We start from the raw sequence: 15,021 nt of genomic DNA, 5'->3' as shown, positions 1-15,021 counted from the left end.
GAAACCACGTCGCTGGATCAGTAAGCCGGCGATTGTAGCCTGGTTTTCTTCATGGTTTCAACTGCTTGCGCCAGCGCGGCCTGCACCGGGGCTACAATGCGCCGCCCCCCGTCCAAGGAACCGCATGAACGACCCCGCTCCCGTCCTGACCATCGATGGCCCGTCCGGGGCCGGAAAAGGCACCGTCAGCCGCATCGTGGCCGCCAAGCTGGGCTGGCACTACCTGGATTCCGGGGCGCTGTACCGGGCCGTCGGGGTGGCCGCCAGTTGGGCCAACCTGGACATTTCCGACGCCGCGGCGCTGGTGCGCTGCACCTTCGACACCCGGGTGACCTTTGAGGACGTGGCCGGCGGCGGCCTGCGGGTCAGGATCAACGACGTCGACGCCACCGACGAGCTGCGGCTGGAGACGACCGGCGCGGTGGCCTCGGCGATCGCCGCGATTCCGGAGGTGCGTACGGCGCTGAAGCAGCGCCAGCGCGCGTTCCGGCGCCTGCCGGGGCTGGTCGCCGACGGCCGCGACATGGGCACGGTGATTTTCCCGGACGCCCCATACAAGGTGTTCCTGACCGCCAGTGCCGAGGAGCGCGCCATGCGCCGGCATAACCAGTTGAAGGAAAAAGGAGTTTCCGTTATATTCGACGACCTGCTGCGCGAGATCATGGCCCGCGACGCACGCGATGCCCAACGTTCGGTGGCGCCCTTGAAGCCGGCAGACGATGCCGTCCTCCTCGACACCACCGGCATGGACATCGACCACGTGGTCGGCCGCGTCCTGGAATTGCTGCCCGCCTGAGGGTCGCACCGTGAATCGGTGGCAGCATGGTGCCGGTCCGGCGCCGTGGAGGCGAGTTGCACCGCAGTGGGCTTCACCGTAATGCCGCAATACCGTTGTTCCAAGCTCCGCCGCGCAATCCCGCGCTGTGGTTTTTCCCATTTCACACCCGGCCGCGGTTTGGGCCGACTAACAGGTGGGCAGTTCGCCGTTTCCAGAAGAAACGCACTGTCCGTGTGTCCACTAGAGTAATTTCAAAATGACCGAATCTTTTGCCGAACTGTTCGAAGCCAGCCAAAACAATCTGGCCAAGCTGAAGCCGGGCTCCATCGTCACCGGCGTCGTCGTGGAAGTCCGCGGCGACGTGGTGGTGATCAACGCCGGCCTGAAGTCCGAAGGCATCGTGCCGATCGAACAGTTCCGTAACGACGCTGGCGAGATCGACGTCGCCGAAGGCGACCTGGTCAAGGTCGCCCTCGACTCGCTCGAGAACGGCTTCGGCGAAACCGTGTTGTCGCGCGAGAAGGCCAAGCGCGCGATGGTGTGGGACGAGCTGGAAGAAGCGTTGGAAAAGAACGAGACCATCACCGGCCGCATCAGTGGCAAGGTCAAGGGTGGTTTCACCGTGGACATCAAGGATGTCCGCGCGTTCCTGCCGGGTTCGCTGGTCGATGTGCGCCCCGTGCGCGACCCGGCCTACCTGGAAGGCAAGGAGCTGGAGTTCAAGCTCATCAAGCTGGACCGCAAGCGCAACAACGTGGTGGTCTCGCGTCGTGCGGTAGTCGAGAGCGAGCACTCGGAAGAGCGCGAGCAGCTGATGGACAAGCTGCAGGAAGGCGCGATCCTGAAGGGCGTGGTCAAGAACCTGACCGACTACGGCGCGTTCGTGGACCTGGGCGGCATCGACGGCCTGCTGCACATCACCGACATGGCCTGGAAGCGCGTGCGCCATCCGTCCGAAGTCGTGAACGTCGGCGACGAGCTGGACGTGCGCGTGCTGAAGTTCGACCGCGAGCGCAACCGCGTTTCGCTGGGTCTGAAGCAGCTGGGCGAGGATCCGTGGGACAACATCGCGCGTCGCTACCCGGCCAACAGCCGCGTGTTCGGCAAGGTCTCCAACGTCACCGATTACGGCGCGTTCGTCGAGATCGAGCCGGGCGTGGAAGGCCTGGTGCACGTCTCGGAAATGGACTGGACCAACAAGAACGTCAACCCGTCCAAGGTCGTGCAGGTCGGCGACGAGGTCGAGGTCATGGTCCTGGACGTGGACGAGGAGCGTCGCCGCATCTCGCTGGGCATGAAGCAGGTCGCCGCCAATCCGTGGGAGACCTTCGCGGCCACCCACAAGAAGAACGACAAGGTGTCCGGCCAGATCAAGTCGATCACCGACTTCGGCATCTTCATCGGCCTGGACGGCGGCATCGACGGCCTGGTGCACCTGTCGGACATCAGCTGGAACACCACCGGCGAAGACATCGTGCGCAACTTCAAGAAGGGCGACACGCTGGAAGCGGTGGTGCTGGCAGTGGACCCGGAGCGCGAGCGCATCAGCCTGGGCGTCAAGCAGCTGGAGCAGGATCCGTTCGGCCAGTACATGGCGGCCAATCCGAAGGGTTCGAAGGTCGAGGGCGTGGTGCGTGAAGTGGACGCCAAGGGCGCCACCATCGACCTTGCCGACGGCATCGAGGGCTACGTCGCTGCGCGCGACATCGCCAACGAGCGCGTCGACGATGCGACCCAGCACCTGAAGGTCGGCGACAAGATCGAAGCCAAGTTCGTGGGCATGGACCGCAAGGGCCGCACCCTGCAGCTGTCGATCAAGGCCAAGGACGATGCCGAAATGCGCGAAGTGCTGGAGGAATACCAGTCCGCGTCGGGCGGCACCACCCAGCTGGGCGCGCTGCTGCGTGCGCAGTTGAACGGCAACAAGTCCGAGTAATCCGCCACACGCAGCGTTACTGGCACGGCCCGGTCATCCGGGCCGTGCCGGGTTGCGACCCCACCGCACGAATCCGTAATGACCAAGTCCGAACTGATCGAAATCCTGGCGCGCAAGCAGGCGCATCTGAAGTCGGACGACGTCGATCTGGCGGTGAAATCGCTATTGGAGATGATGGGCGGCGCGCTGTCCGGCGGCGACCGCATCGAGATCCGCGGTTTCGGCAGTTTTTCCCTGCATTACCGGCCGCCGCGCCTGGGACGCAATCCCAAGACCGGCGAATCCGTCGCGCTTCCCGGCAAGCACGTGCCGCACTTCAAGCCAGGCAAGGAATTGCGCGAGCGCGTCAGCGGCGTCGTTCCGGTCGAGTCCGACACGCCCTGAGCCAACCGAAGCCCTGACTCCGGGTTTTTTCCGGAATCCCAGTCCGTTCGGCTAATCTAGCGTCTCCCGACGTTGGAGACCTTCATGAAAATTGCCCGTCTGCTGATATTGCTGGTGTTCCTGCTGGCCGGTCTGGTCATCGGATCGCTGAATTCGCAGCAGATCGTCGTCAGTTTCGGTTTCACCGACCTCCATACCACCTCCGGTATCGCCATCATCGTCTCGCTGTTCGCCGGGCTGGTGATCGGTACGGCCCTGGTGCTGGCGGCGCTGGTGATCCCGCTGTACGCCAAGCTGCGCCGCGCCAACAAGGCCGCGGTCGCCGCTTCCGCGCCGGCCGTCGCGCCGGTACCGACCTATACCCAGCCCGTGGACGGACGCTGATCTTCGATGGACTTCCTGACCGAGTGGTTCTGGTTCTTCCTGTTCCTGCCGCTGGCAGCGCTGAGCGGATGGGTCATCGGCCGCCGCGGCGGCCAGCGCCATGGCGACACGCAGGTCAGCCGGCTTTCCAGCACGTATTTCCGCGGCCTGAACTACCTGCTCAACGAAGAGCCGGACAAGGCGATCGAGCTGTTCCTGCACATCGCCGAGCTGGACAAGGAAACCTTCGAGACCCAGGTCGCGCTCGGCCACCTGTTCCGCCGGCGCGGTGAAGTCGACCGGGCGATCCGCCTGCACCAGGGCCTGGTGCAGCGCGCCGACCTGAGCGACCCGCAGCGCGTGCAGGCCTTGCTGGCACTGGGCGAGGACTACATGAAGTCCGGCCTGCTGGACCGCGCCGAGACCGTGTTCACCGAACTGGCGCAGATCGACCAGCGCGCGCCGCAGGCGCTCAAGCACCTGATCGGTATCTACCAGGCCGAGCGCGACTGGGAAAAGGCGATCGACAACGCCACTCGCTACGAGGAAGTGACCGGCGAGCCGATGGGCAAGCTGATCGCGCAGTTCGAATGCGAGCTGGCCGACCGCTACCGCGCATCCGGCACTTCCGAACTGGCGCGGGCCGCGATCGCGCGCGCCTACCAGGCCGACGCCACCTCGGTGCGTGCCGGCATCCTGGAAGGGCGCATCGACGTGGACGACGGCAACGACGAGGCCGCGATCCGCGCCTTCGAACGCGCCGCGCGCCACGACCCGGACTACCTGCCGGAGATCATGCCGGCGCTGATGGATTGCTACCGGCGCGGCCACGATCTCAGCGGCGCGCGCGCGTTCCTGTCGGAAATGACCGAGCACTACCGCGGCATCGCCCCGGTGCTGGCGCTGACCCGGCTGATGGAATCGCAGGAAGGCGTGTCCGCGGCGCGTGCCTACCTCGGCCGGCAGCTGAAGGATCGGCCCTCGGTACGCGGCGAGTCGGCCTTGATCGACCTGACCCTGGCCGAAGGCGCGGATTCCACCGCCACCCTGCAGGACCTGAAGCACATCACCGACCAGTTGCTGGTGCGCAATCCCAGCTACCGCTGCACGCGCTGCGGCTTCGGCGCACGCACCCACCATTGGCAATGCCCGAGCTGCAAGGAGTGGGGCACGGTCAAGCCGCTGCTCAACTACGCGGTGGTGTAGGTGCCGGTTGCAGGTTGGGCGCTGCTCGCGGCGCTGGCGGCGCTCAGCGCGATCGGGACGTGGCTGTCGCGCCGCTACGCCCTCAAGCGCAACTTGCTGGACGCTCCCGGCGAGCGTCGCAGCCATACGGTGGCCACGCCGCGCGGCGGCGGTGTCGCGATCGTGGCGACGGTGCTGGTGGCCTGCGCCTATGCGGCCTCGGTCTGGCCACAGCAGGGCGTGGCCATCGCGATGTTCGCTGCTGGGCTGATGCTGGTCGCCGGCATCGGCTGGTGGGACGACCACCGCCCGCTGTCGGCCGCGCTGCGGCTGCTGGTGCACGCAGTCGCCGCCGGCCTGCTCACTGCACTTGTCTACCGATTGCACCAAAACCCGTGGCTGGCCGCGCTGACTTGGTTGGCGACGATCTCGCTGATCAACATCTGGAACTTCATGGACGGCATCAACGGCCTGGCGACCAGCCAGGCGATGCTGGCGGCGCTGGGTTTTGCCGGGTTCCTGCCCGAACCGCTGCGCTGGGCGTGCCTGGTGCTGGTCGCAGCCTGCGCCGGCTTCCTGCCGTTCAACTATCCGCGGGCGCGGATCTTCCTCGGCGACGTCGGCAGCGGCGCGCTGGGCTATCTGCTCGCAGCGCTGTTCGCGCTGTGCAATGTCGCGACCGGGCTCACACCATGGTTGCTGCTGATACCGATATCGGCGTTTGCCATCGACGCCGGCTTCACGTTGTTGTCGCGCATGCTCGCCGGCGAACGTTGGTGGCAACCGCACGCGCAACATGTCTACCAACGTTGGGTCCACGCGGGCAGGAGCCATACGGTCGTGACCCTCGCCTATGCCCTGTTCAGCATTGTCGCGATTACAATTGCCTGGTTCGGTGGAACGTTGCAGACCGGGGGGCAGGTTGCATTGGCGCTTGGCTGGTATCTATCGGCAAGTGCGCTTTGGCTGACTTTGCGTAAGGGATTGCGCTGAACTCATATGGATAACTGATGCTTTCGATCCGCGACCGCTTTACCGAGATGTTCCCCAAGGCCTCCGTGGTCGTCCACGATCTGGCGATCGTCTGGATCTGCTGGCAGTTGCTGCATGCGGCGCGCTACACGATGCTGCCCGGCGAGCATCCGCTGCCGTTGTGGAACCTCAATACTGCCATCGTGCTGGCGGCGCAGGGCCTGGTGTTCTGGAAGGTCGGCCTGTATCGCGGGCTGTGGCGCTTCGCCAGCGTTCCGGACCTGTTGAACATCTTCAAGGCCAGCTTCTACGGCCTGGTCGCGATCGTGCTGGGGCTGGCCTACAGCCGCTTCGATTCCATACCGCTGTCGGTGCTGATGGTGTATCCGTTCGCGCTGTCGGCGCTGCTGGGCGCGCCGCGGCTGCTGTACCGCGCCTGGAAGGATTACCAGATCGCGCATTCGGACGAGACCGCGCGGCGCGTGCTGATCGTCGGTGCCGGCCGTGCGGCCGAGGCGCTGGTGCGCGACCTGCGCCGCTCCGGCGCCTATCACCCGGTCGGATTCGTCGACGATGCCGGCCATCTGCACGGCGCCAAGCTGCAGGGCCTGCCGATCCTGGGCCGGATCGACGAAGCCGGGGCGATCGCCAAGGAAACCGCGGCCAAGCTGCTGGTCATCGCGATCCCGTCGCTGGACGCGGCCGGCATGCAGCGGGTGGTGGCGATCTGCGAAAGCACCGGGCTGCCGTTCCGCACCGTGCCGCGCCTGCTCGACGTGCTCGAAGGCCACTATCTGCCGGGCGAACTGAAGGAGGTCGCGATCGAGGACCTGCTCGGGCGCAAGCCGGTGACCCCGGACTGGAAGCTGATCAAGGGCTGGTTGTCCGGGCGCACGGTGATGGTGACCGGTGCCGGCGGGTCGATCGGTTCGGAACTGTGCCGGCAGTGCGCGCGCCATGGCGCACGCAAGGTGGTGCTGCTGGAGATCGACGAACTGGCGCTGATCACCATTCACGCCGATCTGCACCGAACCTTCCCGGACCTGGAAATCGAGTGCGTGCTGGGCGACTGCGGCGATCCGGCGGTGACCCGCCATGCGATGCGCATCGCCGAGCCGGATGCGGTGTTCCATGCCGCGGCCTACAAGCAGGTGCCGCTGCTTGAGAAACAGTTCCGCGAGGCGGTCCGCAACAACGTGCTGTCCACCGAGACCGTGGCCCGCGCCTGCGTCGCCGCCAAGGTCTCGACCTTCGTGTTCATCTCCACCGACAAGGCGGTCAATCCGGTCAACGTGCTCGGCGCGTCCAAGCGCTACGCGGAGATGGTGTGCCAGTCGCTGGACGACCAGACCGTGGGCACCCGTTTTGTCACCGTGCGCTTCGGCAATGTGCTGGATTCGGCCGGCAGCGTGGTCCCGCTGTTCCGCGAGCAGATCCGCCAGGGCGGCCCGGTCACGGTGACCGATCCGCAGGTGACCCGCTACTTCATGACCATTCCCGAGGCCTGCCAGCTGATCGTGCAGGCCGCTGCCTCGGCGTCGCACGGCGCGATCTACACGCTGGACATGGGCGAGCCGGTGCCGATCCGTCTGCTCGCCGAACAGATGATCCGCCTGGCCGGCAAGCAACCCGGCCGCGACATCGCGATCGTCTACACCGGGTTGCGCCCGGGCGAGAAGCTGCACGAAACCCTGTTCTATGCCGACGAGAACTATCGTCCCACCTCGCATCCGAAGATCCTGGAAGCCGGCGCGCGCAGCTTTTCGCGCGAAGACATCCTGCAGGGCCTGCAGCAATTGCGTGCGGCCGTGGCCGACTACGACAGCGACGGCATCGAGAAAGTCCTGCGCACGACCATGCCCGAATTCGCGCCGTTGCGACAACAGGCCAGTCACGATAGCTCCGCTACAATCGTTCCTTTCCCCGCACGCGAGGCCAGAAGGCTCTGATGAGCAAGAGAATCCGCAAGGCAGTTTTCCCGGTTGCAGGTCTGGGTACCCGCTTTCTTCCCGCCACCAAGACGGTGCCCAAGGAAATGCTGCCGATCATCGATCGGCCGTTGATCCAGTACGCCGTCGACGAGGCGATCGAGGCCGGTTGCGACACCCTGATCTTCGTCACCAACCGCTACAAGCACGCGGTTGCGGATTATTTCGACAAGGCCTACGAGCTGGAGCAGAAGCTCGAGCGCGCCGGCAAGGTCGAGCTGCTGGAAATGATCCGCAACGTGCTGCCCAAGGGCGTGCGCGCCGTCTTCGTGACCCAGGCCGAAGCGCTGGGCCTGGGCCATGCGGTGCTGTGCGCCAAGTCGGTGATCGGCGACGAACCGTTCGCCGTGCTGCTGCCGGACGACCTGATCTGGAACCGCGGCGCCGGCGCGCTCAAGCAGATGGCCGACCTCAACGAGGCCAGCGGCGCCAGCGTGATCGCTGTGGAGGACGTGCCGCACGAGAACACCGCCAGTTACGGCATCGTCGCCACCGACGCCTTCGACGGCCGCAAGGGCCGCATCGCGCAGATCGTCGAAAAGCCCAAGCCGGAAGACGCGCCCAGCGACCTGGCGGTGGTGGGGCGCTATGTGCTCAGTCCGAAGATCTTCGAACTGCTGGAAAGCACCGGCACCGGTGCCGGCGGCGAGATCCAGCTGACCGATGCCATCGCCGCGCTGCTGAAGAGCGAGCAGGTCGACGCCTATCGCTTCGAGGGAACCCGTTTCGATTGCGGCACCCACCTGGGCCTGGTCGAGGCGACCATCCGCTTCGCGCTGGAGAACAAGAAGCTGGCCAAGCCGGCGCGCGCGAAGCTCACGCAGATGCTGGCCGAAGACTGACCGAGCTTGCCGCCGCGCCCGCTTCGTTGCGGTGCGCGGCCGGAATCCTCGTGCCGGCAACGGAAAAGGCAGCCTCTCGGCTGCCTTTTCCGTTGCTGCGCCAGCCCTGCGAACGTCTTGCCGATCGGTGAAGCGGATCGGCAAACAGGCGGGGAACGACTAATCCGATGCCGCAGGCGGCAATGGCTGGATGGGTGGCGCGGGCGGGCTGCATTCTTACCCGCGCCACGCAACCCACCAGGGGTGATTGCCTTACAGCGCCTCGATGATCCCGGCCGCGCCCATGCCGGTGCCGATGCACATGGTGACCATGCCGTACTTCTGCTGGCGGCGGCGCAGGCCGTGCACCAGCGTCGCGGTGCGGATCGCACCGGTGGCGCCAAGCGGATGCCCGAGCGCGATCGCGCCGCCGAGCGGATTGACCTTGGACGGGTCCAGGCCGCTGTCGCGGATCACCGCCAGCGACTGCGCGGCGAAGGCTTCGTTGAGCTCGATCCAGTCCAGTTGGTCCTTGCTCAGGCCGGCCTGCTTGAGCGCCTTGGGAATCGCCGCGATCGGGCCGATGCCCATCACTTCCGGACGCACGCCGGCGACCGAGAAGCTGACGAAGCGGGCGAGGGGGGTCAGCCCGTAGTCCTTGATCGCCTGCTCGGAGGCCAGCAGCACCGCACCGGCGCCGTCGCTCATCTGCGAGGAGTTGCCGGCGGTGACGCTGCCGCCGAACTGGCCGTTGCGGAACACCGGGCGCAGTTTGGCCAGGCCTTCGATCGAGCTGTCCGGGCGCGGGCCTTCGTCGGTGTCGACCAGGCGCTTGCGCAGCGCGATCACGTTGCCGGCCAGGTCGGGCTGGTGCGACAGGATCTCGTACGGGGTGATCTCGTCGCGGAACTCGCCGGCGGCGATCGCGGCGATGGCCTTCTGGTGCGAGGCCAGCGCGAACGCGTCCTGGTCCTCGCGCGACACCTTCCATTCCTCGGCCACCTTCTCGGCGGTGATGCCCATGCCGTAGGCGATAGCCACGTGGTCGTCGGCGAACACGCTCGGCGACAGCGCGACCTTGTTGCCCATCATCGGCACCATCGACATCGACTCGGTGCCGCCGGCCAGCATCAGGTCGGCGTTGCCCAGGCGGATCTGGTCCGCGGCCAGCGCCACGGCCTGGATGCCGGAGGAGCAGAAGCGGTTGATGGTCTGCCCGGCCACCGAGTTGGGCAGCCCGGCCAGCAGCACGCCGATGCGCGCCACGTTCATGCCTTGCTCGCCCTCGGGCATCGCGCAGCCGATGATCGCATCGTCGATGCGCGAGGTGTCGATGCCCGGCGCCTGCGCGACTACTGCGCGCAGCACATGCGCCAGCATGTCGTCCGGACGGGTGTTGCGGAACACGCCCTTGGGCGCCTTGCCGACCGGGGTACGGGTGGCGGCGACGATGTAGGCGTCTTGGATTTGTTTGCTCATGGCTTTCTCCGAAAGCCGGGATTGGGGATTCGGGATTGGGGATTCGTCAGAGCGGATCCCGGTACCCGAATGCGTCGTGCCCGGCGGATGAATTTGTTGGAGGCGATCGTTGCAGAGAGGGGGAGCCGCTGTCGCGAATCCCCACTCCCCAATCCCGAATCTCAGTTCCTAAGCGGCTTGCCCGTCTTCAGCATGTGCCCGATCCGCGCCTGGGTCTTTTCCTGCTGGGCCAGTTCGACGAAGTGCTTGCGCTCGAGCTTGAGCAGCCATTCCTCGTCGACCAGCGCACCGCGATCGACTTCGCCGCCGCACAGCACGGTGGCGATGCGGGTGGCGATCTCGTAGTCGTACTCGCTGATGAAGCGGCCTTCCAGCATGTTGACCAGCAGCATCTTGAAGGTGGCGATGCCGACGTCGCCGGCGACCTGGATGCGCCGTGCCGGCAGCGGCGGGCGGTAGCCGCCCTCGGCCAGCGCGCGCGCTTCGGCCTTGGCGATGTACAGCGCCTCGTAGCTGTTGAACACGACCTTGTCGGTGCCGCGCAGCAGGCCCAGTTCCTTGGCGTTGGCCGCCGAGGTGGAGACCTTGGCCATCGCCACGGTCTCGAAGGTCTTCTTCAGCTCGGCGAACACGTCGCCGCCCGGACCGGCCGCCTGCGAGGCGCGCACCGCGATTTCCTTGAGCCCGCCGCCGGCCGGCAGCAGGCCGACGCCGGCCTCGACCAGGCCGATGTAGCTTTCCAGCGCGGCCACGGTCTTGGCGCTGTGCATCTGGAACTCGCAGCCGCCGCCCAGGGCCAGGCCGCGCACCGCCGCGACCACCGGCACCAGCGAATACTTGATGCGCTGGCTGGTGGCCTGGAAGTTGGCGACCATCGCCTCGAACGCATCGACCTTGCCAGCCTGCAGCAGGCCGAGCGCGCCGGCCAAGTCGGCACCGGCGGAGAAGGGTTCCTTCTGCTGCCAGATCACCAGGCCCTTGAAGCCCTTCTCGGCGCGGCCCACCGCTTCCTGCAGGCCGTCGAGGACCTGGTCGGAGACGGTGTTCATCTTGGTCTTGAAGCTGACCACGGCGATGTCGTCGCCGTCGTGCCACAGCCGCAGGCCGTCGTTCTCGAACACGGTCTCGCCCGGGGCGAACTTCTCGCCGAGCAGCGGATCGGGGAAGCGCTGGCGCTGGTACACCGGCAGCGCCGAGCGCGGCAGCTTGGCGTTGCGCGCCGGGCTGTAGCTGCCCTCGGCGGCGTGCACGCCATCGCGGCCGTCGAACACCCAGTCCGGCAGCGGCGCGCTGGACATGGTCTTGCCGGCGACGATGTCGTCGGCGATCCACTGCGCCACCTGCTTCCAGCCGGCCGCCTGCCAGGTCTCGAACGGGCCCAGCGACCAGCCGTAGCCCCAGCGAATCGCCAGGTCCACGTCGCGCGCGGTTTCGGCGATGTCGGCCAGGTGGTAGGCGCTGTAGTGGAACAGGTCGCGGAAGGTCGCCCACAGGAACTGCGCCTGCGGATGCTGGCTCTCGCGCAGCTTGGCGAACTTCTCGGCCGGGTTCTTGATCTTCAGGATCTCGACCACTTCCGGCGCCGCGCTGCGGTCGGCCGGACGGTAATCCTGCTTCTCAAGGTCCAGCACCACGATGTCCTTGCCGACCTTGCGGAAGATGCCGGCGCCGACCTTCTGGCCGAGCGCGCCCTTGCCGATCAGCGCGTCCAGCCACTTCGGCGCAGCGAAGTACTGGTGCCACGGATCGTCGGGCAGGGTGTCGGCCATGGTCTTGATGACGTGAGCCATGGTGTCCAGGCCGACCACGTCGGAGGTGCGGTAGGTCGCCGACTTCGGCCGCCCGACCAGCGGGCCGGTCAGCGCGTCGACTTCGTCGAAGCCCAGGCCGGACTGCGCGGTGTGGTGGATGGTGGACAGGATCGAGAACACGCCGATGCGGTTGCCGATGAAGTTCGGGGTGTCCTTGGCGTAGACCACGCCCTTGCCCAGGGTGGTGACCAGGAACGCTTCCAGGCCTTCCAGCACCGCCGCGTCGGTGCCCTTGGCCGGGATCAGCTCGGCCAGGTGCATGTAGCGCGGCGGGTTGAAGAAGTGCACGCCGCAGAAGCGGTGGCGCAGTTGCTCGGGCAGCACGTCGGACAGCTTGTTGATGCCCAGGCCGGAGGTGTTGGACGCCAGCACCGCGTGATCGGCCACGAACGGCGCGATCTTCTTGTACAGGTCCTGCTTCCAGTCCATGCGCTCGGCGATGGCTTCGATGATCAGGTCGCAGCCGCGCAGCTGCTCCAGGCCGGACTCGTAGTTGGCCGGGGTGATCGCCTCGGCCAGCGACGGGCTGGCCAGCGGCGCCGGGCTCAGCTTGGTCAGGTTGGCGATGGCCTTGAGCACGATGCCGTCGGGATGGCCTTCCTTGGCGGGAAGGTCGAACAGGACGGTGTCGACGCCGGCGTTGGTCAGGTGCGCAGCGATCTGCGCGCCCATCACGCCCGCGCCCAGGACGGCGGCACGGCGGACTAGCAGGGGGTTGGACATAGCGATCAGCCTCTGTGGGTCAACGATTGCGGGTTCGGGTCTGGAAGCAGCGGGTATAGCGAAACGGTTCTTTCGGATCAGGGCACGGCGCGGGCCAGGAAGCCCGCTTCGGCGAAACGGATCAGTTCGCGCGCGGCGTGGGCGCGGTGCGCGCCTTCGCTGACGCCGGCGGGGCGCTTGATCAGGCCGAAGTCGGCCATGGCGTAGGTCAGGGCACCGGCCAGGAAATCCAGGCGCCAATAGAGTTCTTCCTTGCTCAGCTCGGGCACGCAGACGGCGATGGCCTTGCCGAATTCGCGCAGCACATGGCCGTAGTGGTCGGACAGGAACTGGCGCAGGCTGTCGTTCTTCTCGGCGTAGGCGCGGGCGATCACGCGCACGAAGGCGCCGCCGCTCTGGCGGTCCTGGGCCATCGCCAGCGCCGGCTCCACGAACGCGGCCAGCACCGGGCCGAGCTGGCCCGGATGTTGGCGCTGGGCGGCTTCCAGCTGCGCCAGGCGCGCCGCGGTCATCTCGTCCATGCGCCGCCGGAACACCTCGTTGACCAGGTTTTCCTTGGAGCCGAAGTGGTAGTTCACCGCGGCGATGTTGACGTCGGCCTGGCTGGTCACCTGGCGCAGCGAGGTGCCGGTGAAGCCGTGCTGGGCGAACAGTTCCTCGGCCGCGCTGAGGATGCGGTCCTTGGTGGAGAAGTGCGCTTGCTTTGCCATGCGGCCGCCGGAATCAATCAAACGATTGTTTGAGTCTAGGCTTCGCCAACCGGTGCGTCATGTTGCGGTGCAGCACGATTCAGCCGGCGCCCGTGCAAACCCCGCTGCGATTGGATAGAATTGTCCATCGCAATTCTGGCTAAGCCCGCGTTTTGACGCGGGTTTTTTTCATGCTAACCTCGGGCCGTCTAGTGGCCCGCCCAACGGAGAACTTCCCATGGCGCTGGAGCGCACCCTGTCCATCATCAAGCCCGATGCCGTTGCCAAGAACGTCATCGGCGAGATCTATTCCCGTTTCGAGAAGGCCGGCCTGAAGGTCGTGGCCGCCAAGTACAAGCAGCTGTCGCGCCGCGAGGCCGAGGGCTTCTACGCCGTGCACCGCGAGCGTCCGTTCTTCAACGCGCTGGTCGAGTTCATGATCTCCGGCCCGGTGATGATCCAGGCGCTGGAAGGCGAGAACGCCGTGGCCGCGCACCGCGACCTGCTCGGCGCCACCAACCCGAAGGATGCCGCACCGGGCACCATCCGCGCCGATTTCGCCGACTCGATCGACGCCAACGCCGCGCACGGTTCCGATTCGGTCGAGAACGCCGCCAACGAAGTGGCGTATTTCTTCGCCGCAACCGAAGTGGTTTCGCGCTAAGAGGTCATCGTGAACGAGGTCGCCCACACTCCGTTGGCGCTCGCCGATCCGATCCGGACCGGCGCCACGACCAAGCAGAACCTGCTCGACCTCGATCGCGAGGGGCTGGAGCGTTTCTTCGCCGAGACCCTCGGCGAAGCGCGCTACCGCGCCCACCAGGTGATGAAGTGGATCCACCACCGCTACGTCACCGACTTCGACCAGATGACCGACCTCGGCAAGGCGCTGCGCGCCAAGCTGCAGCAGCATGCCGAGGTCGTCGTCCCCAACATCGTGTTCGACAAGCCGTCCACCGACGGGACCCACAAGTGGCTGCTGGCCATGGGCACCGACGGCAAAAACGCGATCGAGACCGTGTACATCCCCGACAAGGGCCGCGGCACGCTGTGCGTGTCGTCGCAGGTCGGCTGCGCGCTGAACTGCACGTTCTGTTCGACCGCCACCCAGGGCTTCAACCGCAACCTGTCCACCGCCGAGATCATCGGCCAGGTGTGGGTCGCGGCGCGGCACCTGGGCAATGTGCCGCACCAGCAGCGCCGTCTCACCAACGTGGTGATGATGGGCATGGGCGAGCCGCTGATGAATTTCGACAACGTCGTGCGCGCGATGAGCGTGATGCGCGACGACCTGGGCTACGGCCTGGCCAACAAGCGGGTGACGCTGTCGACCTCCGGCCTGGTGCCGATGATCGATCGCCTGTCCACCGAGAGCGATGTGTCGCTGGCGGTTTCGCTGCACGCGGCCGACGACGCGCTGCGCGAGACGCTGGTGCCGCTCAACAAGAAGTACCCGGTCGCCGAACTGATGGCCGCCTGCGCGCGCTACCTGCGCGCCAACAAGCGCCGCGAGTCGGTGACCTTCGAATACACGCTGATGAAGGGCATCAACGACCAGCCCGAGCACGCGCGGCAGCTGGCGCGGCTGATGCGCCAGTTCGACAATGCGGTGCAGGCCAAGGATGCGGGCAAGGTCAACCTGATCCCGTTCAATCCGTTCCCGGGCACGCGCTACGAGCGTTCCGGCGATACCGAGATCCGCGCGTTCCAGAAGATCCTGCTCGATGCGCAGGTGCTGACCATGGTGCGACGCACGCGCGGCGACGACATCGATGCGGCCTGCGGCCAGCTCAAGGGGCAGGTCATGGACCGCACGCGCCGCCAGGCCGACTTTCAGCGCGAGTTGCAGACGCGGGCGGACCGGGATGCGGCGGCCTAGCCATCCTCTGGCC

13 protein-coding genes are annotated in these 15,021 nt (G+C 66.5%); 10 read left to right on the top strand and 3 right to left on the bottom strand.

The window, feature by feature from the left end; all coding sequences use genetic code 11:
• The first annotated feature begins 124 nt into the window (after positions 1-124).
• From cmk to galU, 8 genes are all read left to right on the top strand, one after another.
• Positions 125-796 carry a (d)CMP kinase gene (gene cmk, locus VDQ83_RS09550; RefSeq protein ID WP_455434733.1) on the top strand — a complete coding sequence of 224 codons (672 nt, stop codon included), beginning with the start codon at positions 125-127 and terminating at the stop codon, positions 794-796.
• A 238-nt stretch (positions 797-1,034) separates the two neighbouring features.
• Positions 1,035-2,714: a 30S ribosomal protein S1 gene (gene rpsA, locus VDQ83_RS09545; RefSeq protein WP_263394668.1), complete on the top strand. Its 1,680-nt coding sequence runs from the start codon at positions 1,035-1,037 to the stop codon at positions 2,712-2,714.
• A 78-nt stretch (positions 2,715-2,792) separates the two neighbouring features.
• Positions 2,793-3,098, top strand: a complete 306-nt coding sequence (locus VDQ83_RS09540; protein WP_010342890.1) for an integration host factor subunit beta — start codon at positions 2,793-2,795, stop codon at positions 3,096-3,098.
• Between the two features lie 84 nt (positions 3,099-3,182).
• Positions 3,183-3,482 (top strand): hypothetical protein, encoded by a 300-nt coding sequence (locus VDQ83_RS09535; protein WP_455434732.1) that lies wholly within the window; start codon positions 3,183-3,185, stop codon positions 3,480-3,482.
• Between the two features lie 6 nt (positions 3,483-3,488).
• Positions 3,489-4,667, top strand: a complete 1,179-nt coding sequence (gene lapB / locus VDQ83_RS09530) for a lipopolysaccharide assembly protein LapB (RefSeq protein ID WP_263394666.1) — start codon at positions 3,489-3,491, stop codon at positions 4,665-4,667.
• The gene (locus VDQ83_RS09525; RefSeq protein WP_455434731.1) at positions 4,668-5,639 is read left to right on the top strand and encodes an MraY family glycosyltransferase; all 972 of its coding nucleotides are present in this window, start codon (positions 4,668-4,670) and stop codon (positions 5,637-5,639) included.
• Between the two features lie 17 nt (positions 5,640-5,656).
• Positions 5,657-7,567: a polysaccharide biosynthesis protein gene (locus VDQ83_RS09520; RefSeq protein WP_455434730.1), complete on the top strand. Its 1,911-nt coding sequence runs from the start codon at positions 5,657-5,659 to the stop codon at positions 7,565-7,567.
• A complete protein-coding gene (galU, locus tag VDQ83_RS09515; RefSeq protein WP_263394663.1) occupies positions 7,567-8,448 on the top strand; it encodes a UTP--glucose-1-phosphate uridylyltransferase GalU in 882 nt (293 codons plus the stop codon). Before VDQ83_RS09520 ends, galU begins: the two co-directional genes overlap by 1 nt.
• Positions 8,449-8,700: 252 nt before the next feature.
• Here the strand turns inward: galU and VDQ83_RS09510 are convergent, their stop codons facing one another.
• From VDQ83_RS09510 to VDQ83_RS09500, 3 genes are all read right to left on the bottom strand, one after another.
• Positions 8,701-9,906 carry an acetyl-CoA C-acyltransferase gene (locus tag VDQ83_RS09510; protein ID WP_455434729.1) on the bottom strand — a complete coding sequence of 402 codons (1,206 nt, stop codon included), beginning with the start codon at positions 9,904-9,906 and terminating at the stop codon, positions 8,701-8,703.
• 161 nt (positions 9,907-10,067) lie between these two features.
• Positions 10,068-12,440, bottom strand: coding sequence for a 3-hydroxyacyl-CoA dehydrogenase/enoyl-CoA hydratase family protein (locus VDQ83_RS09505; RefSeq protein ID WP_455434728.1), 2,373 nt, complete (start codon positions 12,438-12,440; stop codon positions 10,068-10,070).
• Between the two features lie 77 nt (positions 12,441-12,517).
• Positions 12,518-13,150: a TetR/AcrR family transcriptional regulator gene (locus VDQ83_RS09500; RefSeq protein ID WP_263394660.1), complete on the bottom strand. Its 633-nt coding sequence runs from the start codon at positions 13,148-13,150 to the stop codon at positions 12,518-12,520.
• Positions 13,151-13,367: 217 nt separating this feature from the next.
• Here VDQ83_RS09500 and ndk point away from each other — a divergent pair, with 217 nt between their 5' ends.
• Positions 13,368-13,793 (top strand): nucleoside-diphosphate kinase, encoded by a 426-nt coding sequence (gene ndk, locus VDQ83_RS09495; protein ID WP_002812972.1) that lies wholly within the window; start codon positions 13,368-13,370, stop codon positions 13,791-13,793.
• A 9-nt stretch (positions 13,794-13,802) separates the two neighbouring features.
• A complete protein-coding gene (gene rlmN / locus VDQ83_RS09490) occupies positions 13,803-15,008 on the top strand; it encodes a 23S rRNA (adenine(2503)-C(2))-methyltransferase RlmN (RefSeq protein WP_455434727.1) in 1,206 nt (401 codons plus the stop codon).
• Positions 15,009-15,021: the final 13 nt, after the last annotated feature.

This window comes from Xanthomonas sp. WHRI 7945 (genome assembly GCF_035026585.1).
The sequence above is the reverse complement of the archived record's forward strand: the minus strand, read 5'-3'. Positions and strand labels throughout refer to the sequence as shown.

Excerpts from the sequence above, each read along its gene's own strand:
- cmk (WP_455434733.1), top strand. The coding sequence starts at position 125 with ATGAACGACCCCGCTCCCGTCCTGACCATCGATGGCCCGTCCGGGGCC.
- rpsA (WP_263394668.1), top strand. The coding sequence starts at position 1,035 with ATGACCGAATCTTTTGCCGAACTGTTCGAAGCCAGCCAAAACAATCTG.
- VDQ83_RS09540 (WP_010342890.1), top strand. The coding sequence starts at position 2,793 with ATGACCAAGTCCGAACTGATCGAAATCCTGGCGCGCAAGCAGGCGCAT.
- VDQ83_RS09535 (WP_455434732.1), top strand. The coding sequence starts at position 3,183 with ATGAAAATTGCCCGTCTGCTGATATTGCTGGTGTTCCTGCTGGCCGGT.
- lapB (WP_263394666.1), top strand. The coding sequence starts at position 3,489 with ATGGACTTCCTGACCGAGTGGTTCTGGTTCTTCCTGTTCCTGCCGCTG.
- VDQ83_RS09520 (WP_455434730.1), top strand. The coding sequence starts at position 5,657 with ATGCTTTCGATCCGCGACCGCTTTACCGAGATGTTCCCCAAGGCCTCC.
- galU (WP_263394663.1), top strand. The coding sequence starts at position 7,567 with ATGAGCAAGAGAATCCGCAAGGCAGTTTTCCCGGTTGCAGGTCTGGGT.
- VDQ83_RS09510 (WP_455434729.1), bottom strand. The coding sequence starts at position 9,906 with ATGAGCAAACAAATCCAAGACGCCTACATCGTCGCCGCCACCCGTACC.
- VDQ83_RS09505 (WP_455434728.1), bottom strand. The coding sequence starts at position 12,440 with ATGTCCAACCCCCTGCTAGTCCGCCGTGCCGCCGTCCTGGGCGCGGGC.
- VDQ83_RS09500 (WP_263394660.1), bottom strand. The coding sequence starts at position 13,150 with ATGGCAAAGCAAGCGCACTTCTCCACCAAGGACCGCATCCTCAGCGCG.
- ndk (WP_002812972.1), top strand. The coding sequence starts at position 13,368 with ATGGCGCTGGAGCGCACCCTGTCCATCATCAAGCCCGATGCCGTTGCC.